This window comes from Streptomyces vulcanius, assembly GCF_042653945.1.
GTDB lineage: Bacteria > Actinomycetota > Actinomycetes > Streptomycetales > Streptomycetaceae > Streptomyces > Streptomyces mangrovi.
The window spans coordinates 1-19,661 of sequence record NZ_JBHSFK010000022.1 but is presented as its reverse complement, the minus strand read 5'-3'; the positions used below and the strand labels follow the sequence as shown (position 1 = coordinate 19,661).

Here is a 19,661-nt window from a genome sequence, read left to right as displayed (position 1 = left end):
CGGAAAACTCCCCTTTCGTCAAGCAAGGCACCCACTGAATCTCGCGGTGGTCGCCGGCCTCTGCACCGTCCTGACCGCGGTCCTGGCCGCCGTACTGATCATCCGTCACGAGTCCGCCGACGACTCGGGGCCGGGGCAGACCGTCGCGTCGCGGCCCTCGGCGCTCGGCGGGCGGTGCGCCCCGACGGTGCTGCTCGAACCGCCCTGCGGGGCCTGGTTCGGCGCGTTCGTGCCGCACAGCAAGGGGAACCTTGCCCAGAAGGTCAGCGCCTACGAGCAGAAGGTGGGCCGCAAGCTCGACATCGTGTACACGTACCACGACATGTCCCTGGTCCAAGGAGGGCGACTGGAAGGGCAGTTGCTCACCGACGAGGAGAAACGCGTCGCCGCCGACGATCACCTCCTGCTGCTGTCCTGGGAGAGCAAGTGGTGGGGCGGCACCAAGGCGCAGCAACCCACCTGGAAGCAGATAGCCGACGGCGACCTGGACGCGTCGGTCATCGACGTGCAGGCCCGGCGTGTGAAGGCGTACGGGAAGAAGATCTTCCTCTCCTTCGACCTGGAGATGGACACCCGCACGCCGGCCAGCGGCACCCCGGAGGACTACGTCAGGGCCTACCGGCACATCCACGACCGGTTCCGGGAACTGGGCGTCACCAACGTGGTGTGGACCTGGATCACCACCGGCTACCTGGGGCACGCCGACCTGATCAAGCGGATGTACCCCGGCGACGACTACGCCGACTGGGTCGCCTACAACCAGTACAACTACTACAAGTGCCACCGGGCGGACTGGATGTCCTTCGCCCAGACCCAGCGGGCCACCCACGACTGGATACGCAGGAACATCTCCGCCGACAAGCCGCTGATGCTGTCCGAGTTCGGCACGGCGAACGACCCGTCGCGGCCGGACCGGCAGGCCGAGTGGTATGCGCAGGTGCCGGGCGTGCTGAAGAGCCTGACCGGGGTCAAGGCCGCCCTCCAGTGGAACTACCGCGACCCCGGACCGCACTGCGACCTGGCGGTGGCGGGCGACGAGTCCTGGGACAGCCTGCGCAAGGCGGTCTCCGACCCCTACCTCAACCAGCCGCTGAGATAACCGAGCCGGGGTGACCCGAGCCGAGAGGGCCCGAGCCGGGGTGACCCGAGCCGAGAGGGCCCGAGCCGGGGTGACCCGAGCCGGGGTGACCGGATGGAGGGGGGTCACCCCGCGAACACGGACCCGCGTGCCGCCGCGCGGGCCCGCCGGTACCACCGCCAGGCGACCGTCTTCGCACTGTCGCGGTACGGCGCGATCCGCGCCCCCCGACCGGCCAGCCAGTCCTCGACGTCACCGACGGTGTGACCGCGGCGCACGATGAGCCGGGCGATGCGGTGGAGCTCGTCGCGGTCCGAACTGAGCGCGTGGCGCACGGCGGTGGCGGTCTCGTAGCCGGCGGCGACCGCCATCCGCCGCACCCGCCCGCTGTTGTAGCCGTGCGGATAGGCGAGATGGCGGACCGGGTGGCCGAGGGCCTCCTCCAGCGCCGAGCGGGAGGCGCGCAGTTCGTGCGCCAGCGCCCGGGGCGCGAGGGTGTCCAGCTGGGCGTGCGTGACGGTGTGGCTGCCGACCTCCATGCCGTACTGCTCCAGGCGTGCCGCCTGCGTCAGCGTCATCATCGGCGCGGGCGGCAGCAGACTGCGCCCGCCCGGAGTGATCGCGCCGGTGGTGAGGTAGGCGGTGGCCGACAGCCCGCGCACCGCCAGCGCCTCGGCGGTCGGACCGGGCAGGTCGGCGAACCCGTCGTCGAAGGTGAGCAGCACAGGGCGGGGCGGCAGCGGCGCCCGCCCCGCGAGATGCTCGGCGAGCGCGCTGATGGTGATCGGAGTACGCCCGCTGCCGACGACGGCGTCCAGATGCTCGCCGAACTGCTTGGGGCTGACGGTGAACTCGGCGATCCAGTCCGGCGGGTCCTCCATCACGGCGTGGTACAGGAACACCGGGATGCCGGCGACACCCGCTCTGGCGGAACCGCCGTCGCCTCTGTGCGCGCCCGCCGTCATCGCGCCGCACCCCGCACCCGCAGTGCGCGCCGGGCCCGCAGATAGCCGAGCGGCCCGTACAGCATGCCGCGCCGCTGGAGCCGGGACAGTCGCCCTGGCCACGCGTGCGTGCGGTGATCGTGCCCGCCGGGACCCGTGTCCTGACCGCTCTCCGCCGCCCGGCTCGCGGTCAGCGTCCGCGCGTAGGCCAGCCCCCTGGGCAGTCGGGCGAGGAACGCGGGCAGCAGCCCGGGCCGGTTGACGAGGACGGCGGTGAGGTAGGCGGTGAGGCCGGCGCCGTAGCCGTACGCCTGGGTCTCCAGGTCCCGCCAGGTCTCCCGATGGTGGTGCCAGACCAGGGCGTACGGCGTGTAGTGCAGCCGGTGCCCCTCGGCGAGGACGCGGACGAACCCGTAGAGGTCGTCGCCGCCGCGCGCGAGGGTGCCCGCGCCGGTCGCCGGGTCGAAGCCGCCGACCGCGCGCAGCACCTGTGTACGGAAGGCCATGTTGGCGCCGGAGCCGAACCGGCCCGCGGTGAACGGGAACAGCGGCTCGCCGGCGGGCGGGTCGGCGGGGTCGTAGGTGCGCGGCGCGAAGCCCTTCGCGAAGCCGCCGTGGCTCTCCAGGAGGACCTGGGCGGGCGTGCGCAGCCGGGCCGGCAGGATCAGCCCGGTGGCGCAGCCGAGGCCGGGATCGGAGCCGAAGGACGCGGTGAGTTCGGTGAGCCAGCGCGGATCGGCCACGACGTCGTCGTCGGTGAAGGCGATCACCTCGCCGTGCGCCGCCGCGACGCCCGTGTTGTGCGCGACGGCCAGCCCGGGCACCGGCTCGGTCACGTACCGCACGCGCTCGGCGTACTTGCGTTCGACCAGTTCCCGGGTCGCGTCCGTGACGGGCGCGTTGTCGACGACGACGATCTCGAAGTCGGGGTGGTCCTGGGCGAGCATCGAGTCGAGGGCGTGGGCGAGCCGGTCGGCGCGCTCGCGGGTGGCGATGACGACGGACACCGACAGTGGCGCGGCGGAGGGCGCCGGTACGGGCGGCGACGTCTCGGGAGCGTGCTCACGGGCCGCCGACGTGAGGAGCACCGTCCTCGGATCGGCTCCCTCCGGTACCGACCCGAGCAGTGTCCCGACCGGGCGCCCGCCCCGCCTCACGAGCAGGAACACGTCGCCGTGCGTGACGGGCGGGCTGCCCGGGCCGGGTTTGAGGACCCCTCCTCCGTCCAGCTCCAGCTCGGCGACCTGCACTGGTCCGATGCCGAGAAACGTCTCTGTCTCCTGCTGTACGCGTGTCGCGTGTGACATGAACCCCCCCTGGGCCAGGACGATCGTCATGACCGGCGCAGCCGGCCCGCCCCCTTCAAGGACCGTGCGGCGAGCGCGGCGAGCCTCGGCCGGCCGCGCACGAAGTGGTGCGCGCGGCGCGCCGGCTCACGGCTGAGCCAGTGGAGCGCGGCGCCCGCCCCCGGGCGCGTCCACGCTCCCTCGTACACGGGGGTCTCCCCGGTTTTCAGCGACTCCTTGTACTCGGCCGCGCCCCGCCCCAGGTCGAGCAGGCCTATCCCCTCGGCGGCGGCGGCCTCGGCCATCCGCAGATGCAGCACCAGGCCCGGTGAGTACTTCGACAACTCCGTGTCGTACGACGGAAACCAGCAGGCCAGGACGGTGGCTGAACGTAACCCGAAGTGCGCGGCGACCGGTTCGTCACCGGCGTACAGGACGGACAGCGTGCCGGCGCACTCCGGCGCGCGCGTCGTGTGCAGCGTGTGCACGAGCCGGGTGATCCACTCCTGCGAGAACCGGTCCCGGCGGCCGGTCCTGCGGTACTGGGCCGACTTCCACGCCATGAGCGTGCGCAGCGCGGCGGGGTCGCGTTCGTCGAACACGAACCGCACCTCCCCGACCTGGCGGCCGAGCCTGCGCTCCTTGGCGAGTGTGGTCTTCAGGAACTTCGGCGACTGGGCCCGCAGGACGGACTCGTACGTCTCGTAGCCCTTCTCGACGTCGATGACATAGGCGCTGTACTCGGCGGCGGCGTGCGGCACGAACAGGCCCTGTTCCGCCTCCAGGTTGTCGAAGGCGAAGGTGGACAGGGAGCACTCCCGCATCAGTTCGTCGGTGTCGATGCTCAGCCCGGGGGCGAGTACGGCCCCCTGCGCGTCGGACACGCCGTACGCGAGTGCCTGGCCCCGGCCCAACGGGCCGCGCTCGTGGGGCAGGAAGCCGACCGGCTCGCGCCCCTCGTACACCACTGCCACCCGCGTACGCGGCCGTACGCGGCCCATTGCTTCGGTGAACTCCGGTTCCATGAACGGGTTGCGCGGTGCGGTCGACACTGCGCGCAGCGCGCGCCACCGACTCCGTTCCCCCTCGCCGAGATCCTCAGGACTCAGCACACGAATGCGCCCACTGCTCAACCTGACCCCCCGATCAAGTCCCCCCTGGACACAGGGAAGGTACCGCTACCAACCGGGCGCACGGTAGGTAGTGGAGCAAGTTGTTGCCAATCGGTGCAGAGGTCTTTAACCGGTCTGTACCCGGCGATGCGGGCGAACGGTGAGAGCACCGGATCGTCGTGGGCGTCTCCGGTCAACAATCAAAGGGGAGTTGGCACAAGCGTGCCGGACTTCGGCCTCGTTCGATTCGCGTCGAGTCCGCAGGGTGCGGGATCCGTATTCTCTGATCATGGCCGCACCCACCGCTAATGCCTCGCGCACCGCGTACTCCCTCATCGCCACCGACCTGGACGGAACGCTGCTGCGCGGCGACGACACCTTCTCCGACCGGTCGCTCGCCGCGCTCGCGCGGGTGTCGGCCGCCGGGGCGCGCCACCTGGTGGTGACCGGCCGGCCCGCGCCCCGGGTACGGCCGCTGCTCGACCGGCTGCACAGCAGAGGGCTCGCGGTGTGCGGCCAGGGCGCGCAGCTGTACGACGTCGGTGCCGACCGTCTGCTGTGGTCGGTCACCCTGGACCGGGAGCTGGCGGAGACCGCGATCGGCAAGATCGAGGCCGAGATCGGGGAGGTGTACGCGGCCGTGGACCAGGACGGTGTCGACGGGCTGACGCTCATCGAGCCCGGCTACACGATGCCGCACCCGACCCTGCCCGCCCTGCGCGTCGGCGACCGCGACGACCTGTGGTGCGCGCCGATCAGCAAGGTGCTGCTGCGCCATCCCGCCCTGTCCGACGACGAGTTGGCGGCCACGGCCCGCGCGGTGGTCGGTTCGCTCGCCACCGTCACCATGTCGGGTCCCGGCACGGTGGAGCTCCAGCCGTGCGGGATCACGAAGGCGACGGGCCTCGCCCTGGCCGCCGAACACCTGGGGCTGCGGCCCGAGGACACCATCGCCTTCGGTGACATGCCCAACGACATCCCGATGTTCGACTGGGCCGCCCGCGGGGTGGCGATGGCCAACGCGCATCCCGAACTCAAGGCGGTGGCCGACGAGGTGACGACGTCGAACGAGGACGACGGCGTGGCCGTCGTCCTCGAACGTCTCTGGCCGTGAGGCGCCTGGGTCAGTACGCGCCGAAGACGTTGTCGATCGAGCCGTAGCGCGCCGCCGCGTAGTTGCAGGCTGCGGTGATGTTCGCGACCGGGTCGTAGGGGTCCCACGACGTGCCGGCCACGTGGTAGGCCTGGAAGGTCGGGTCGATGGTCTGGAGCAGGCCCTTGGAGGGGGTGCCGGCGGCGGCGTTGGAGTCCCACAGGTTGATGGCGTTCGGGTTGCCCGAGGACTCCCGCATCACGTTGCGGTAGATGCCGTTGTAGGTGCCGGGGATGCCCTTCTGGGCCATGATCGCGAGCGACTCGCGGATCCACCCGTCGAGGTTGTTGGCGTATCCGGCGGTCGTCACCGTCGTGGCCGTGGTCGCGGTGGTGGCCGCGGAGGCGCCGGTGGCGCCGATGAGCGGAAGGGCGAGCACGGCCGCGCCGGTGGCGGCGACGGCGAGCGTGCGGGCGAGGCGGCGGGGACCGCGGTTCTGAGCGGCAGCAGGCATGGCGAAGTGTCCTCTCCGTCGCCTGCGAGGTGAGCTGTCGGGTTCGGGCGGGAGCTGCCCGGCCGCGTCCCGGGGAGGGACGCGGCTTCACCCCAAGCCGTAACGGAATGCCCCATGTGAAATGAAACATCCGGTCCGGCGACTTACCTGGTTCCCCCGCTCCTGCCATGGCGTTCTAGGTGGGTGTCGGAGCGGCGGCAGGATTAGGCGTCCGCTCGACAGGCCGGGAACGTATGCGAGAGCACATGTCCGGAACAAGTGGCGGATTCACAGATGACCCCTATTGACCTTGGTCTGTGGCTTATGAGGTACTTGATCCTTTGTTGCTGCAAAGCGTCAACTCGCTTGACGGGTGAGAGGGGTCGGGGTGCGGGGAACGGGAACCCGGGGAGGGTCGGTTCGTCCGGCCGAGTGAGCCAACTCACCGGCTTCCACAAGAAGGGCGAAACGGGTAATAAACCCAGATGGCCGCGTAAGGGGTGCCCGCTTCCCGGTGAGACCGCCCGAGCTGTAACCGTGGGGGCTCGTGGTGATCGAAACATGACCGGATACGCTGACTTGAGTGAGCTCAGAGACCTATCGACAAACCGCGTAATCGCCAGCAGACACCAGCAGACAGGAGACTCCTCGTGACCGTCGTCGAGCCGTTCGGGCTGAGCGTGCGGGACCAGGCTCTGGAAGCCGATGTCCAGGCCGGATTGGCGGCTGTCGAGGAAGGCTTGCTCGAGGCCACCAAGAGTGAGGTGCCGTTCATCACGGAGGCGGCCCAGCATCTGCTGCGAGCCGGAGGGAAGCGATTCCGGCCACTCCTCGTGATGCTCGCGGCGCGGTTCGGCGACCCGTACGCGCCCGGGGTCGTACCGTCGGCCGTGGTGGTGGAACTGACCCATCTGGCGACCCTGTACCACGACGACGTCATGGACGAGGCGGCGGTCCGGCGCGGGGTGCCCAGCGCCAACGCCCGCTGGGGGAACTCGCTCGCCGTCCTCACCGGCGACTTCCTCTTCGCGCGCGCCTCACACATCCTCGCCGACCTCGGCCCCGAGGCGGTCCGCGTACAGGCCGAGGCGTTCGAACGGCTGGTCACCGGCCAGATCCTGGAGACGGCGGGCCCGGTCGACGGCCGTGACCCGGTGGAGCACTACCTGGACGTCCTCGGCGGCAAGACGGGCTCCCTGGTGGCGGTCTCCTGCCGCTTCGGCGCGATGATGTCGGGCGCCGACGACACCGTGGTCGACGTGCTCACCCAGTACGGGGAGCGGCTCGGCGCCGCCTTCCAGCTGGCGGACGACGTCCTGGACATCGCCTCCGACTCCCACGAGTCCGGCAAGACCCCCGGCACCGACCTGCGCGAGGGCGTCCCCACGCTGCCGGTGCTGCGGCTGCGCGAGCGGGCGGCGCAGCAGTCGCTGCCCGAGGACGTCGCGCTGTGCGAGCTGCTCGACTCCGACCTGAGCGACGACGCCAAGCTCGCGGAGGCGGTCGCGGCCCTGCGCGCCCATCCGGCGCTCCAGCAGGCCCGCCGCGACACCGTGCGGTACGCGGAGGAGGCCCGGGCGGCGCTGGCCCCCCTCAAGGACTGCGACGCGAAGGCGGCCCTGACGGAACTCTGCGACGCGGTGGTCCACCGCGCCGGCTGACCGACGCCGCGCCGGGTTCTCCGGGAGGGCGCCGGCCCTTGCGGGACGCGGCCTGCCGGGGGTGACCCCTACGGGTCGGGAGTACGCCGCGGCCCTCGACGTCATACCCCAGACGTACGCGGAGTTGGCTCCCGGGTCTGACGCTTCTTCGTGTGCGATTTGGTCAGATGGGAACCAGGGAAAACACCACCGCTCACCGATTCGGGTGAGAATGGCGGCTCGGGGTGGGGACGTTACATCGCGAGATGACCAGCCGCCGCCGACGACGGAGGTAAGGCACACATGGCACCGAACGCATCCGACGACATCACGACCGCCGGAGACGCGGCCGACCCGCGCCTCGGGCGCCGCAAGGCCGTGCGGTACGTCGTTCCGGTCACCGTGATCGGCGTCGCGGCGGCGACCATCGGGCTGGTCCCGGCGCTCGCCGACTCGGGCGACCCCGATCTGCCGAAGATCACCGCACAGCAGCTCCTCGACAAGATCGCCGCGTCGGACGTGGAGCAGTTGTCCGGCACCGTGAAGATCACCACCGACCTGGGCCTGCCGGACCTCGGCGGGCTGGAGAGCAGCCTGCTCTCCGGCGCCACCGGAGCGGGCGGCGGCGACGGTTCGTCCGCCGACCCCTCCACCAAGCTCACCGAGCTCGCCGCAGGCACCCACACCCTGCGCGTCGCCGCCGACGGCCCCGACCGCCAGAAGCTCTCCCTGCTGGAGAACGCGGCGGAGTACAGCGTCATCCACAACGGCAAGAACGTCTGGGGCTACGACAGCGCGTCCAACGAGGTCTACCACTCCACCGTCGACGAGAGCTCCAAGGACGCGGAGACCCCCGCCACGCCCAAGGACCTCACCGAGGACGCCCTCAAGGCGGTCGACGACACCACCTCGGTCACCGTGGACGGCACCGTGCACGTGGCCGGCCGGGACGCCTACAAGCTGCTGATCAAGCCGAAGCAGTCCGGCTCCACGGTCGGCGCGATCAGCGTGGCCGTCGACGCGAAGACGGGCCTGCCGCTGAAGTTCACGCTGACCCCCGCGAGCGGCGGCGCCGCCGTCGTGGACGCCGGCTTCACCCAGGTCACCTTCGCCAAGCCCGCCGCCTCTACCTTCGACTTCACCCCGCCCAAGGGCGCGAAGGTCACCGAGGGGGACGACGAGGGGACCGCGTCGGAGGACTTCGGGATGTCCGACGACGAGCTCGCCAAGGAGCTCGACGGCCTCGACGGCCTCGAGGGCCGGGACGGTTCGCACGGCACTCCGAACGCCGACGAGCCCGACGTCCTCGGCAAGGGCTGGACCTCGGTGGCGGTCTTCGAGACCGGCGGTGCGGGAGTTCCCTCCGACTCCGAGCTGAACTCCGAACTCGGCTCCGATGCCGGCGGCGCCCTCAGCGGCTTCCTCGGCTCCTTCGGGGACAAGGTGAGCGGCAAGTTCGGCTCGGGCACGGTCTTCTCCACCCGCCTGATAAACGCCCTGGTCACGGACGACGGCAAGGTCTACGTCGGTGCGGTCACCAAGGACGCGCTGGTGAAGGCGGCGAACACCGGGAAGTAAGTAGCCTTGGGGGCCTGAGGCAAGGGGGAGCGCATGGCTGAGGGGCGGCTCATGGACGACGAACCGGTGATCCGCACCCACGGCCTGACCAAGCGCTACCGCGGCGGCCGGCCCGCCGTGGACCGCCTCGACCTGAGCGTCCCGGAGGGCAGCGTCTTCGGCTTCCTCGGGCCGAACGGCTCCGGCAAGACGACCACGATCCGCATGCTGATGGGGCTCATCGAGCCCACGTCCGGCTCGGCGCGCGTCCTGGGGCAGCCCATGCCCCGGGCGGTGCGCGGGGTCCTGCCGCACGTCGGGGCCCTCATCGAGGGCCCCGCCCTCTACGGCTTCCTCTCCGGCCGCGACAACCTCCTGCGCTACGACGCCGCCGACCCGACCGCCGACCCGCGCACCCGGCGCACACGCGTCACGGCCGCGTTGGAGCGGGTGGGACTGACGGCGGCGGCCGGCAAGAAGGCCAGGGCGTACTCGCTCGGCATGAAGCAGCGGCTGGGCCTCGCCGCCGCGCTCCTCCGGCCGCGTCGGCTCCTCGTCCTGGACGAGCCGACCAACGGCCTGGACCCACAGGGCATGCGGGAGATCCGCTCCCTGGTACGGGAGCTGGCCTCGGACGGCACCACCGTCTTCCTCTCCTCCCATCTGCTGGACGAGATCGAGCAGGTGTGCACGCACGCGGCGGTGATGGCACAGGGCCGGCTGATCACCCAGGGGTCGGTCGCCGAGCTCGCGGCGGGCGTGCGCGGCCGGCTGGTCGTCACCACGCCCGACACCGCCGACGCGGCGCGGGTGCTGAAGGAACAGGGCGCGGGGGACGTGTCCGCAGGCGACGACCGGGTCAGCGCCGACCCGCCGGACCGCGATCTCGCCGAGGTGAACGCCGCGCTGGTCACGGCCGGCGTCCGTGTCCGCGGCTTCGCCGTCGAACGGGCCTCCCTGGAGGACGCGTTCATGGCGCTCACGGGGGAGGGGTTCGATGTCGCGGGCTGAAGCGGTCGGTCCGCCGAGCATGTGGTGGACCTTCGGTCTCCTCCGCAGCGAACTGCTGGTCACCTTCCGCCGCTGGCGCACCCTCGCCCTGCTAGGTGTGCTGGCGGCCGTGCCGGTCCTGGTCGGCATCGCCGTCAGGATCGAGACGGGCGACGGATCACCGGCCGGGCCGGGAGGAGGCGGCGGCGGGGGCGGCGGCCCGGCGTTCATCGCGCAGGTCACCAACAACGGCCTGTTCCTGGTCTTCACCGCGCTGGCCGCGACACTGCCGTTCTTCCTGCCGATGGCCATCGGTGTCGTCGCGGGCGACGCGATCGCCGGCGAGGCGAGCTCCGGGACCCTGCGCTACCTTCTGGTCGCCCCGGCCGGCCGCACCCGTCTGCTGCTCACCAAGTACGCGACCGTGCTGGCCTTCTGTCTGGTCGCCACGCTCGTGGTCGCGCTCTCGGCGCTCACGGTCGGGGCGCTGCTGTTCCCGCTGGGCGACCTGACCACGATCTCCGGCACCACGATCAGCTTCACCGACGGACTCGGCCGGGCCCTGCTGATCGCGCTGGTCGTCGCCGCCTCACTGATCGGCGTGGCGGCGCTCGGCCTGTTCGTCTCCACCCTCACCAGCAGCGGCATCGCGGCGATGGCGACCACGGTGGGCCTGCTGATCACGGTCCAGATCGTCGACCAGATCCCCCAGCTCCACGCGATACACCCCTACCTGTTCTCCCACTACTGGCTGTCCTTCGCCGACCTCATGCGCGAACCCGTGTACTGGGACGAGCTGGTGAAGAACCTCGGCCTCCAGGCCCTGTACGCAGCGGTGTTCGGCTCGGCTGCCTGGGCACGCTTCGCGGCGAAGGACATCACCGCGTAGCTGTAGCCAGACACCGGGTCACGCGGCGTCGGCCTCGTAAGGGAAGCGGGCGAGCGGGGCGGCTCCGGCGAAGAACGTCTTGGCGCGGGCGAGGGCCTCGGCGTCCCTCAGGACGTCACCGGGCTTGCTGCTGTTGCCGAGCAGCACGCCTCCGAACCGCATCCCGAGGTACGCGGCGGAGTTGCTGAGCGTGCCGACCAGCGGGTCGGCGACCTCGGCCTCCTCATGGGCGAGCGCGGTGACACCCCACAGGGTGCGTCCGGCCATGGTCGCCATGAAGTCCACGCCGGGGGTGCGCAGCCAGCCCGACCAGTGGTCGAGGTAGCGCTTGACGTGCGCGGACACCGAGTACCAGTACAGCGGGGAGACGATCACGACGTCCGTCGCCGCGAGGGTCGCGTCGAGGAGGAGCGCCGGGGTGCCGTCCGTCGGACGGAGGTGGTCGCTGTCGTGGCGCAGGTCCTCGAAGTCCGGCAGCGGGTGCTCGGCAAGGCTGATCCAGGTCTGGTCGACGGACGGGCCCAGCTGCTCGGCGGCCCTGCGGGCGAGCAGTTCGGTGTTGCCGTCCGGCCGGCTGCTGCCCAGTACGAAGAGGAAACGGCGCGTCATGAGATCCCCCAGGAAATCGGCGTGCAGAGGTAATCCGCTCATGCATTATATGCATGAGCAAGTAATCAGGGAAGGGAGAGCTCGGCCGCCCGGGCCGGCGCCAGCAGGAGCGGCTCCCTCCCGTGTCCCGCGACGATCTGCAACCCCACCGGACACCCGTCTGCACCGAGGCCCGCCGGGATGCTGATCGCCGGATGGCCGCTCAGATTGAACGCCCAGGTCAGCGCGGTCGAGTACCGGTCGCCGGGGCCCTCGTGACCGTGCGCGGCGTTCGGCGTGGTGGGCGTCAGGAGCAGGTCGGCGCGGGCGAAGAGCGCGGCCAGCCGCAGATCGTTCACCTCCCGGATCCGGCGAACGTCCCCGCCCGCTCGGCCGCCGTCCCTCCCTTGTCCGCGCAGAGCGAGCCACGCGGGCGCCGGATCCTCCAGCCGCACCGGAGCGGCGTCCGGCAGGAGTCGTACGACACCGGCGTCCGCGAGACGCCCGACGGCGGCCCGGGCGAGGGCCAGAGGTTCGGGGTCGGGCGAGGCGAAGCCGAGATCGGACGAGAAGACGGCGACAGGCACCGAAGGAGCCACCACCTCCGGACGGGTCCCCATCGCCGCCACCACCTCCGGACTCGTTCCCGCCCCCGCCCCCGCACCCGCCATCACCCGCCAGTACGCCTCCGCGTCCGCCGCGTACCGGGTGAGCACTCCGGGTGCCGCCAGGCCCGTACGGTCCGGGGACGGCAGCCGGCCGTTCGTCGTCTTCAGGCCGAGCACCCCGCACCAGGCCGCCGGGATCCGTACCGAGCCCGCGCCGTCGCTGCCGGTGGCCAGCGGCACCAGCCCGGCCGCCACCGCCGCCGCAGACCCGGCCGAGGACCCGCCCGGAGTGCGGTCGGCCCGCCAGGGGTTGACGGTACGGCCGTGCGCGCCGAGTCCCCAGGTCTGCCAGGGCGTACCGGGCCCGGGCACGGCGGTCGCCCCCACCGGCACGCACCCGGCGGCGAGCAGCGGCCCCGCCGCAAGCAGCCCCTGCCGCCGCCCCTTGACCCCGATCGGCACCCCGGCCAGCGGCAGCGGCTCACCCGCCCCGACCCGCGCGTCCACCGCACGCGCCCGCGCCAAGGCCGCCTCCTCCCACACCTCGGCGAAGGCACGGAGGGCCGGGTCGACCCGCGCGATCCGCTCCAGGGCGGCACCGACGACGTCCACAGCGCGCAGCCGCCCGGTTCGTACGGCCGCGGCGATGCCGACGGCGGAGAGAGACGAGTCGGCCGAGTGCGCGGAAGGAGGTGTTCCGGCGCTCAGCGGCGTACGGCGGTGAGGCGGGCCAGCGCCTCCGTCTCGCGGGGCCGTGCGCCGCTCAGGTCGCCGAGGCGCCAGTCGTTCACCCACGGGACGCGGTAGACGTCGATCACCGATTCGATGATCCGCACGCGCTGGACCAGGGGCCGGGGCAGCCGTCCGGGCGCGTCCGCGACCAGTACCACCGCGTCCAGGTCCAGTCCGCGCGGAGCCTCCCCTCGCCGGAACACCTCCAGGACCCGGAGCGCGGACTCCAGCCCGCTCGCGTGCGTTCGCGCCACGAGCAGCACGGACGGCGGATCGGCGGGGCCCGGCCAGTCACGTCCGCAGTCGTGTCCGCCGTAGACCGCCGCGAGCGTGGTGGCACCGGCGCCGCCGTGCGTGGCCAGCCAGGAGAAGCGCCTCGGACCGGCGACGGCCGCGTGCGAACCCCCTACCTGAACCTGGCCCGGCGCCGGTTCCGGCGCGGGGACCGGCCCACGGAGCCAGATCTCCGGCCCCCGCCGCTCCTCCGTCGTCCGCATGACCCGTCCCCCTCCCTGAGACCGCCGCCTCCGCCGGCCGGATGCGGGTTCCCGGAAGTCCTGGAACGAGGCTGTGACGTCGTGGTGACGTCCCGACCGGGGGCGAGCGGAGAGACTCAACAGTACGTGCACGCGTACGCGCACCTGGACGACCGGAGCGTGGCGACGCATCCGAGTGAGGAACCGATGTCTCGACTCAGCCGCGAGAAGAAGCGGGAACAGAAGCCCGCCGGGCGCCCGGCCGCCATGGTCGCACCGCTCGACGTCCATGTCCGCGAGGGCGGACCGACGAGCATAGGCGGCGTACCGGTCACCCCGGCGGACGGCGAGGAACTCCAGCACGCCGTCCTGGGCCACCTCCACCGCATCGCCCTCGCCACCGGACACGCCGTCCTCGCCACGGTCCACGACGAACGCATCGGCTACGTCGTCCCCCTGCGCGTGGACCCGGACGGCTCAAGCCACTTCACGGCCGAGCCGCTGCGCACACCGCCCGCGTCCCTGGAGCCGCGGCGCGACAGGGCGACGCACGTCCTGCGCCAGATCGAGGCACGGACACCGGAAACGGAGGTGCGGGCAGAGGTGCCTGCACGGGAGACGGAGGCGCCTGCACCGGAGCCGCAGGACACCGCCGTGCCCGAGGCTTCGGACGAGGTTTCGGACCAGGCGCCGGTCGCGCTCCCCGGTACGGTCCTCGCGCCCACAGGAGTCTTCGGTCCGCCGCCGCAGATGGACCGGCAGCCGGACGAGCCCCCGGCACCGGCACAGGCCCCCGCCGCGCTGACCGCCCCCGCACCGGCTCCCCGACCCCTGCCCACAGTCACCCCCGCACCGGACGCGCGCCCCGCCCTCGGCCCCGATGCCGATACGGACGCCACCGGTTCCACTTTCACTTCCGGTTCCGTTTCTGATTCCGATGCAGACCTCGGTCTCGGTCTCGGCCTCGGTGTTGACCCCGACTTCAAACCCACCCCCGCCCGCGGCTTCGACGCCGTCGCGGAGGCCGTGCTCGGGGACGACCCCCGGACCCTCCCCGGGGCCGGCGATGCACCCGCACTCCTCGCGGAGCCGATGGCCCGGATCAACGAGGCCGTGCGGGCCGGTCGGATAGATGTGGCGGCCGGGCTCGCCGAGCGGACCGTGACGGAGGCGTCGGCGACGCTGGGGCCGGAGCACGCCGAGGTGCTCCGGCTGCGCGAACTCACCGCGTACATCGCCTACTTGGCGGGCGACCCGCTCCGCGCCTTCCACGTCTCCCTCGACCTCGCCAGGATCCATCGCGGCACGCGGGACGGCGAGGCCGCGTACGGCAACGTCCTGAGCGCGGCGGCGGCCTGGCGTGCCGTACGGGACCCGTTCCAGGGTCTGAACCTGGGGACCGAACTCCTCGGCCTGTGGACGGAGTTGACCACCGAGGACGGACCGGCCGCGGACGACGCCGAGCAGTTGGAGTCGGCCCGCGCCCGGATGGTCAGGCTCGCGGGACGGGCCCGCGCCGCCGGAGCCTGACCCGGTGGGGTCCCGACTCGGTGGGGTCCTAGCTGGACAACGTCCACAACGCGTACGCGAGCGCGTCCGTGCTGCGGTCGAGGGCCGTGTCGTTGATGTTGGCGGTGCTGTCGCAGGAGGAGTGGTAGCAGCGGTCGAAGGCCTGCCCGGAGGTGCCGCCCCACTTGGCCGCCTGCGCCGCCGTCTTGATGTAGTCGGCGCCACTGAACAGCCGCCCACCGGTACGCCCGCGCTCTTGAAGGGGGCGTGGTCGGAGCGGCCGTCGCCCTCGGTCTCGATCTCGGTCGCGACGCCGAGACCGGCGTAGAAGTCCTTGAAGGTCTTCTCGATGGTCGGGTCGTCGTCGTAGACGAAGTAGCCGGGGTTCGGCGAGCCGACCATGTCGAGGTTGAGGTAGCCGGTGATGCGTGAACGGTTGGCCGAGGAGAGGTTGTTGACGTAGTACCGGGAGCCGACCATGCCCAGCTCCTCCGCGCCCCACCAGGCGAACCGCAGGTGCTTGGTGGGCTGGTAGCCGGCCCGGGCCACGGCGAGGGCGGCTTCCAGGACGGCCGCCGAACCGGAGCCGTTGTCGTTGATGCCCGCGCCGGACGTGACGCTGTCGAGGTGGGAGCCGGCCATGACGACCTGGTTGGCGTCGCCGCCGGGCCAGTCGGCGATCAGGTTGTAGCCGGTGCGGCCGGAGGACGTGAACTGCTGGATGGTGGTGGTGAATCCGACCGCGTCGAGCTTGGCCTTCACATAGTCGAGCGAGGCGCGGTAACCGGTCCGGCCGTGGGCGCGGTTGCCGCCGTTGGCGGTGGCTATGGACTGCAACTGGGCCAGATGCGCCTTGACGTTCGCCACCGGGATGTCGGGGGCGGCAGCCAGAGCCGACGGCGCTGCGGGTGCCGCGCCTGCCAGCGATCCGCCAGTCAGGAGCATGACAACAGAAACGGCGCCGACGACCGCCGTACGCCCGGAAACGGGGAGCTTCATGTGGGGGGCTCCGAATTTCTTGGGAGTCCGGGAATCACAGGGACTCCACAGTGAATGGGGTTCCAGGATGGTGAACTCTTTACCAACACCGCGTCAAGGGCGTGATCAGGACATGGGGTTCACATACCGGACGCCGAAGCCCCCCCGTGCGCGCCTACTGCACGCAGAACTCGTTCCCCTCGGGATCCGCCATCACCACCCACGCCCCGGACGGCTCGTCGACCTCCCGCAACGCGGTCGCCCCCAGCCCCGTCAGCCGCTCGACCTCACCGCTCCGCAGCCCCGCCCCGGGATGCAGATCGAGATGCAGGCGGTTCTTCACGGTCTTCGACTCCGGCACCCGCTGGAACAGCAGCCGCCGCCCGAGCCCGGTCCCGCTGTCCGCGTCGAACGGGTCGTCGGGATGCCGTACGGCGATCAGGTCGCGGAAGGCGGCACGGCCATGGTGCTCCACCGTCGCCGCACCCGGCAGCGCACCGGCCGCCAGCAGCCGCTCGACGAGGGCGCTGTTGTCCTCGACCTCGTAGCGCAGCGCGGCGGCCCAGAAGTCGGCCTGCGTGTGCGGGTCGGCGGCGTCGACCACGAGCTTCCAGTGGATGGGGGCGGGAGTCTGCGTCATGCCGTCCACTCAACCAGCCGACGGCACCTTTTCGGCGCTTTCGGCCCGTCCGGCGGGAAAGGGCGAGGCCCTTTCGGGGCCGAATGGGGGTTTGGGCGCGGAGCCCCTGATCACACGTCCACCGAAGTGGACCCGAGCTGGGAGACCTGAGGAACCTCAATCCCCTTCGGCCGCCGCGAGAAGCGCCACGCGTCGGCCGTGAGCAGCACCAGCGCCAGCCACACCAGCGCGAACCCGGCCCACCGCTCGGCCGGCATGTCCTCGCCGAAGTAGACGACGCCGAGCAGGAACTGGAACACCGGGGCGAGGTACTGCAGCAGCCCCAGCGTCGACAGCGGGACGCGGATCGCCGCCGCGCCGAAGCACACCAGGGGCAGCGCGGTGACGACACCGGTCGAGGCGAGCAGGGCCGCGTGTCCGGCGCCCTCGGCGGCGAAGGTGGCGTCGCCGTGCGCCGACAGCCAGAGCAGATAGCCCAGCGCGGGCAGGAACTGGATCGCGGTCTCGGCGGTCAGCGACTCGACCCCGCCGAGGTTGACCTTCTTCTTGACCAGCCCGTAGGTGGCGAAGGAGAAGGCGAGACAGAGCGAGATCCACGGCGGGTGCCCGTATCCGATGGTCAGCACGAGCACCGCGGCGAAGCCGATCCCGACGGCCGCCCACTGCACGGGCCGCAGCCGTTCCTTCAGCAGCAGCACGCCCATGGCGATGGTGACCAGGGGGTTGATGAAGTACCCGAGCGAAGCCTCCACCACATGCCCGGAGTTCACGGCCCAGATGTAGACGCCCCAGTTCACGGTGATCACGGCCGCCGCGATCACCACGAGCCCCAGCCGGCGCGGCTGGCGCAGCAGCTCACCGGCCCACGCCCAGCGCCGTACGAAGAGCAGCGCCACGGCGACGAAGACGAGGGACCACACCATGCGGTGGGCGAGGATCTCTCCCGCGTCGGCGGGCTTGAGCAGGGGCCAGAACAGGGGGACGAGCCCCCACATCCCGTATGCCGCGAAGCCGTTCAGCAGGCCTATCCGGCCCTCACCCCTCGACGACCCGGCCACCGGCGCCCCTCCCTCTCATGTCCCCACGCGCCTTCACGCACGCGTGGACGAAGGTAACGCCGGGCACCCCCGCCTGTCATGCCCGTATCGGCATACGGTCATGACAGGCGGGGGTGAGGAGGCCCGAGGGCTCCGAGCCGGGTGTCAGCCCTTGAGTGCGGCCGTGATCGCCTCGGAGATCGGAGAGGTCGGGCGGCCCGCGAGCCGGGACAGGTCGCCGCTGGAGACGACCAGCTCGCCCTTCTCGATCGACGCGTCCACGCCGGCGAGGATCGCGGCGAACGGCTCGGGCAGCCCGGCACCGGTCAGGATGCCGACGAGCACCTCGGCGGGCACCGAGTTGTACGCGATCTCCTTGCCGGTCTGCGCGCTCAGCTCGGCCGCGTACTCGGCGAAGCTCCACGCCACGTCGCCGCCCAGCTCGTACGTCTGGTTCTCGTGGCCCTCGCCGGTCAGCACGGCGACCGCGGCGGCGGCGTAGTCCGCGCGGGAGGCGGAGGAGACCTTGCCCTCACCGGCCGCCGCGACGACGGCGTTGTGCTCCAGGACCGGGGCGAGGTTCTCGGTGTAGTTCTCGTGGTACCAGCCGTTGCGCAGCAGCGTGTAGGGCACGCCGGAGGCGATCAGGGCCTGCTCGGTGACGCGGTGGTCGTCGGCCAGCGCCGCGGTCAGCGAGCCCGGGGCGCCCGTGTACGCCAGCAGCGCCGCACCGGCCGCCTTCGCGGCGTCGATGACGACCTGGTGCTGCGCGGGGCGGCCCTTGTCGAACTCGTTGCCCGAGATCAGCAGCACCTTGTCGCCGGCCGCTATCACGCCGTCGAAGGTCTCGGGGGTGTTGTAGTCGGCGATCGCCAGCTTCACGCCGCGTGCGGCGAAGTCGGCGGCCTTGGCCTCGTCGCGTACGACGGCCGTGATCTGGTCGGCGGGGACCTTCTCCAGCAGCTGCTCCACGACGTGGCGGCCGAGGTGTCCGGTGGCTCCGGTGACGACGATGCTCATGGTTCAGGAACTCCTCGTGGGGTTGCGGGTCTGCCACTAACCATAGGGCGAGCGCTAACTCTGCGAAAGTACCCACTTTGAAGTAAGGTACTTGCATGGCAGTAAGTACTCCGCGTATCCCACGTGTGGAAGCGACGACGTGTCCGTACCGTCTCGTCCTGGAGCACGTCACCAGCCGCTGGGGAGTGCTGGCGCTGATCCACCTCCTCGACCGCCCCCACCGCTTCAGTGAGCTGCGCCGGGCGATCGGCCAGGTCAGCGAGAAGATGCTGACCCAGACCCTGCAGACCCTCGAGCGCGACGGCCTGGTCCACCGCGACGCCAAGCCGGTCATCCCGCCCCGGGTCGACTACTCCCTCACCGACCTCGGCCGCGAGGCGGCGGAGCAGGTGCGGGACCTGGCCACCTGGACCCGGGAGCGCATGGCCGACGTGGAGAAGGCCCGCGAGGCATACGACGAGGCCCGGGACGCACGGTCCCGGGCCTTGTAGCTACGAGGCCCGGCACCGTAGCCGGTCCTGGACCGGTCAGCCGACGACGGTCCAGGTGTCCCCGCCGGCGAGCAGCGCGGCCAGGTCCCCCTTGTCGTGCTGTTCCACGGCCGTGTCGAGCTGCTCGGCCATCAGCGTGTCGTAGACCGGCCGCTCGACGGAGCGGAAGACACCGATGGGCGAGTGATGCAACGTCTGCGGGTCGGCGAGCCGGGAGAGCGCGAAGGCGGTGGTGGGGGAGGGGGTGTGCGCGTCGTGGACCAGGACGTCGGGGTCGTCGCCGGGGACGATCCGTAGGTCGCCGGTGGCGGGATCGCGTGCGACGCCTTTCGCGCTGTCGGCGCCGAAGCGGATGGGCTGTCCGTGTTCGAGGCGGATGACTGCTTCTTCGGCGGTTTCGCGGTTTTTGAGGGTGTCGAAGGCGCCGTCGTTGAAGATGTTGCAGTTCTGGTAGATCTCGACGAGTGCGGTGCCGGGGTGGGCGGCGGCCTGGCGGAGGA

At 71.5% G+C, this 19,661-nt stretch carries 18 protein-coding genes, 2 pseudogenes and 1 riboswitch; of the genes and pseudogenes, 8 read left to right on the top strand and 12 right to left on the bottom strand.

What is annotated here, in order from left to right; all coding sequences use genetic code 11:
• The first annotated feature begins 46 nt into the window (after positions 1 to 46).
• Entirely contained in the window at positions 47 to 1,099 is a 1,053-nt protein-coding gene (locus tag ACFPIH_RS30155; RefSeq protein WP_381178995.1) for a glycosyl hydrolase, read from the top strand.
• A 104-nt stretch (positions 1,100 to 1,203) separates the two neighbouring features.
• Here the strand turns inward: ACFPIH_RS30155 and ACFPIH_RS30150 are convergent, their stop codons facing one another.
• The 3 genes from ACFPIH_RS30150 to ACFPIH_RS30140 are packed head-to-tail and all read right to left on the bottom strand — an operon-like array spanning position 1,204 to position 4,441.
• Complete coding sequence (locus ACFPIH_RS30150; RefSeq protein ID WP_381178992.1) at positions 1,204 to 2,043, bottom strand: polysaccharide deacetylase family protein; 840 nt, start codon at positions 2,041 to 2,043, stop codon at positions 1,204 to 1,206.
• Positions 2,040 to 3,329: a glycosyltransferase family 2 protein gene (locus tag ACFPIH_RS30145; protein ID WP_381178989.1), complete on the bottom strand. Its 1,290-nt coding sequence runs from the start codon at positions 3,327 to 3,329 to the stop codon at positions 2,040 to 2,042. Before ACFPIH_RS30145 ends, ACFPIH_RS30150 begins: the two co-directional genes overlap by 4 nt.
• Before the next feature lie 26 nt (positions 3,330 to 3,355).
• Positions 3,356 to 4,441, bottom strand: coding sequence for a GNAT family N-acetyltransferase (locus ACFPIH_RS30140; RefSeq protein ID WP_381178986.1), 1,086 nt, complete (start codon positions 4,439 to 4,441; stop codon positions 3,356 to 3,358).
• Between the two features lie 268 nt (positions 4,442 to 4,709).
• Here ACFPIH_RS30140 and ACFPIH_RS30135 point away from each other — a divergent pair, with 268 nt between their 5' ends.
• Positions 4,710 to 5,534: an HAD family hydrolase gene (locus ACFPIH_RS30135; RefSeq protein ID WP_381178983.1), complete on the top strand. Its 825-nt coding sequence runs from the start codon at positions 4,710 to 4,712 to the stop codon at positions 5,532 to 5,534.
• Positions 5,535 to 5,544: 10 nt separating this feature from the next.
• On the opposite strand, the gene ACFPIH_RS30130 is transcribed toward ACFPIH_RS30135, so the two are convergent.
• Entirely contained in the window at positions 5,545 to 6,027 is a 483-nt protein-coding gene (locus ACFPIH_RS30130) for a transglycosylase SLT domain-containing protein (RefSeq protein ID WP_381178981.1), read from the bottom strand.
• A 4-nt stretch (positions 6,028 to 6,031) separates the two neighbouring features.
• A riboswitch (cyclic di-AMP (ydaO/yuaA leader) is annotated at positions 6,032 to 6,210 on the bottom strand.
• 446 nt (positions 6,211 to 6,656) lie between these two features.
• Here ACFPIH_RS30130 and ACFPIH_RS30125 point away from each other — a divergent pair.
• The 4 genes from ACFPIH_RS30125 (at position 6,657) to ACFPIH_RS30110 (ending at position 11,082) form a co-directional block, all read left to right on the top strand.
• Complete coding sequence (locus ACFPIH_RS30125) at positions 6,657 to 7,667, top strand: polyprenyl synthetase family protein (RefSeq protein ID WP_381178978.1); 1,011 nt, start codon at positions 6,657 to 6,659, stop codon at positions 7,665 to 7,667.
• 282 nt (positions 7,668 to 7,949) lie between these two features.
• Positions 7,950 to 9,224 carry a LolA family protein gene (locus ACFPIH_RS30120; RefSeq protein WP_381178975.1) on the top strand — a complete coding sequence of 425 codons (1,275 nt, stop codon included), beginning with the start codon at positions 7,950 to 7,952 and terminating at the stop codon, positions 9,222 to 9,224.
• Positions 9,225 to 9,257: 33 nt separating this feature from the next.
• A complete protein-coding gene (locus ACFPIH_RS30115) occupies positions 9,258 to 10,214 on the top strand; it encodes an ABC transporter ATP-binding protein (protein WP_381178972.1) in 957 nt (318 codons plus the stop codon).
• Positions 10,201 to 11,082 carry an ABC transporter permease gene (locus tag ACFPIH_RS30110; RefSeq protein WP_381178969.1) on the top strand — a complete coding sequence of 294 codons (882 nt, stop codon included), beginning with the start codon at positions 10,201 to 10,203 and terminating at the stop codon, positions 11,080 to 11,082. The genes ACFPIH_RS30115 and ACFPIH_RS30110 overlap by 14 nt, the downstream gene beginning before the upstream one ends.
• Positions 11,083 to 11,100: 18 nt before the next feature.
• Here ACFPIH_RS30110 and ACFPIH_RS30105 read toward each other — a convergent pair whose 3' ends face one another.
• The 3 genes from ACFPIH_RS30105 to ACFPIH_RS30095 all read right to left on the bottom strand — a co-directional run bounded on the left by ACFPIH_RS30105 (position 11,101) and on the right by ACFPIH_RS30095 (position 13,507).
• Positions 11,101 to 11,691, bottom strand: coding sequence for a flavodoxin family protein (locus tag ACFPIH_RS30105; RefSeq protein WP_381179424.1), 591 nt, complete (start codon positions 11,689 to 11,691; stop codon positions 11,101 to 11,103).
• 65 nt (positions 11,692 to 11,756) lie between these two features.
• Positions 11,757 to 12,899, bottom strand: coding sequence for an amidase family protein (locus tag ACFPIH_RS30100; protein ID WP_381179421.1), 1,143 nt, complete (start codon positions 12,897 to 12,899; stop codon positions 11,757 to 11,759).
• 83 nt (positions 12,900 to 12,982) lie between these two features.
• On the bottom strand, positions 12,983 to 13,507 hold the full coding sequence (locus ACFPIH_RS30095; protein ID WP_381178966.1) for a DUF6668 family protein: 525 nt from the start codon (positions 13,505 to 13,507) through the stop codon (positions 12,983 to 12,985).
• A gap of 186 nt (positions 13,508 to 13,693) precedes the next feature.
• On the opposite strand from ACFPIH_RS30095, the gene ACFPIH_RS30090 reads away from it, so the two are divergent.
• Complete coding sequence (locus ACFPIH_RS30090) at positions 13,694 to 15,016, top strand: tetratricopeptide repeat protein (RefSeq protein ID WP_381178963.1); 1,323 nt, start codon at positions 13,694 to 13,696, stop codon at positions 15,014 to 15,016.
• A 28-nt stretch (positions 15,017 to 15,044) separates the two neighbouring features.
• On the opposite strand, the pseudogene ACFPIH_RS30085 reads toward ACFPIH_RS30090, so the two are convergent.
• The 4 genes and pseudogenes from ACFPIH_RS30085 to ACFPIH_RS30070 all read right to left on the bottom strand — a co-directional run bounded on the left by ACFPIH_RS30085 (position 15,045) and on the right by ACFPIH_RS30070 (position 18,670).
• Positions 15,045 to 15,994, bottom strand: a pseudogene (locus ACFPIH_RS30085) (M28 family metallopeptidase).
• A gap of 154 nt (positions 15,995 to 16,148) precedes the next feature.
• Positions 16,149 to 16,613, bottom strand: a complete 465-nt coding sequence (locus tag ACFPIH_RS30080) for a VOC family protein (protein WP_381178960.1) — start codon at positions 16,611 to 16,613, stop codon at positions 16,149 to 16,151.
• 110 nt (positions 16,614 to 16,723) lie between these two features.
• Positions 16,724 to 17,671, bottom strand: coding sequence for an EamA family transporter RarD (rarD, locus tag ACFPIH_RS30075; RefSeq protein WP_381178957.1), 948 nt, complete (start codon positions 17,669 to 17,671; stop codon positions 16,724 to 16,726).
• 144 nt (positions 17,672 to 17,815) lie between these two features.
• Positions 17,816 to 18,670 carry an NAD(P)H-binding protein gene (locus ACFPIH_RS30070; RefSeq protein WP_381178954.1) on the bottom strand — a complete coding sequence of 285 codons (855 nt, stop codon included), beginning with the start codon at positions 18,668 to 18,670 and terminating at the stop codon, positions 17,816 to 17,818.
• Positions 18,671 to 18,765: 95 nt separating this feature from the next.
• Between ACFPIH_RS30070 and ACFPIH_RS30065 the strand changes: the two genes are divergently transcribed.
• Complete coding sequence (locus tag ACFPIH_RS30065; RefSeq protein WP_381178951.1) at positions 18,766 to 19,161, top strand: winged helix-turn-helix transcriptional regulator; 396 nt, start codon at positions 18,766 to 18,768, stop codon at positions 19,159 to 19,161.
• Positions 19,162 to 19,197: 36 nt separating this feature from the next.
• Here the strand turns inward: ACFPIH_RS30065 and ACFPIH_RS30060 are convergent.
• A pseudogene (locus ACFPIH_RS30060) lies at positions 19,198 to 19,661 on the bottom strand (2-oxoacid:ferredoxin oxidoreductase subunit beta); the annotation flags it as partial.

What these genes read in the sequence shown, in the direction of transcription:
- ACFPIH_RS30065 (WP_381178951.1), top strand. Translation starts at nt 18,766, where the DNA reads ATGGCAGTAAGTACTCCGCGTATCCCACGTGTGGAAGCGACGACGTGT.
- ACFPIH_RS30105 (WP_381179424.1), bottom strand. Translation starts at nt 11,691, where the DNA reads ATGACGCGCCGTTTCCTCTTCGTACTGGGCAGCAGCCGGCCGGACGGC.
- ACFPIH_RS30130 (WP_381178981.1), bottom strand. Translation starts at nt 6,027, where the DNA reads ATGCCTGCTGCCGCTCAGAACCGCGGTCCCCGCCGCCTCGCCCGCACG.
- ACFPIH_RS30150 (WP_381178992.1), bottom strand. Translation starts at nt 2,043, where the DNA reads ATGACGGCGGGCGCGCACAGAGGCGACGGCGGTTCCGCCAGAGCGGGT.
- ACFPIH_RS30090 (WP_381178963.1), top strand. Translation starts at nt 13,694, where the DNA reads ATGTCTCGACTCAGCCGCGAGAAGAAGCGGGAACAGAAGCCCGCCGGG.
- ACFPIH_RS30115 (WP_381178972.1), top strand. Translation starts at nt 9,258, where the DNA reads ATGGCTGAGGGGCGGCTCATGGACGACGAACCGGTGATCCGCACCCAC.
- ACFPIH_RS30095 (WP_381178966.1), bottom strand. Translation starts at nt 13,507, where the DNA reads ATGCGGACGACGGAGGAGCGGCGGGGGCCGGAGATCTGGCTCCGTGGG.
- ACFPIH_RS30080 (WP_381178960.1), bottom strand. Translation starts at nt 16,613, where the DNA reads ATGACGCAGACTCCCGCCCCCATCCACTGGAAGCTCGTGGTCGACGCC.
- ACFPIH_RS30145 (WP_381178989.1), bottom strand. Translation starts at nt 3,329, where the DNA reads ATGTCACACGCGACACGCGTACAGCAGGAGACAGAGACGTTTCTCGGC.
- ACFPIH_RS30120 (WP_381178975.1), top strand. Translation starts at nt 7,950, where the DNA reads ATGGCACCGAACGCATCCGACGACATCACGACCGCCGGAGACGCGGCC.
- ACFPIH_RS30070 (WP_381178954.1), bottom strand. Translation starts at nt 18,670, where the DNA reads ATGAGCATCGTCGTCACCGGAGCCACCGGACACCTCGGCCGCCACGTC.
- ACFPIH_RS30110 (WP_381178969.1), top strand. Translation starts at nt 10,201, where the DNA reads ATGTCGCGGGCTGAAGCGGTCGGTCCGCCGAGCATGTGGTGGACCTTC.
- ACFPIH_RS30135 (WP_381178983.1), top strand. Translation starts at nt 4,710, where the DNA reads ATGGCCGCACCCACCGCTAATGCCTCGCGCACCGCGTACTCCCTCATC.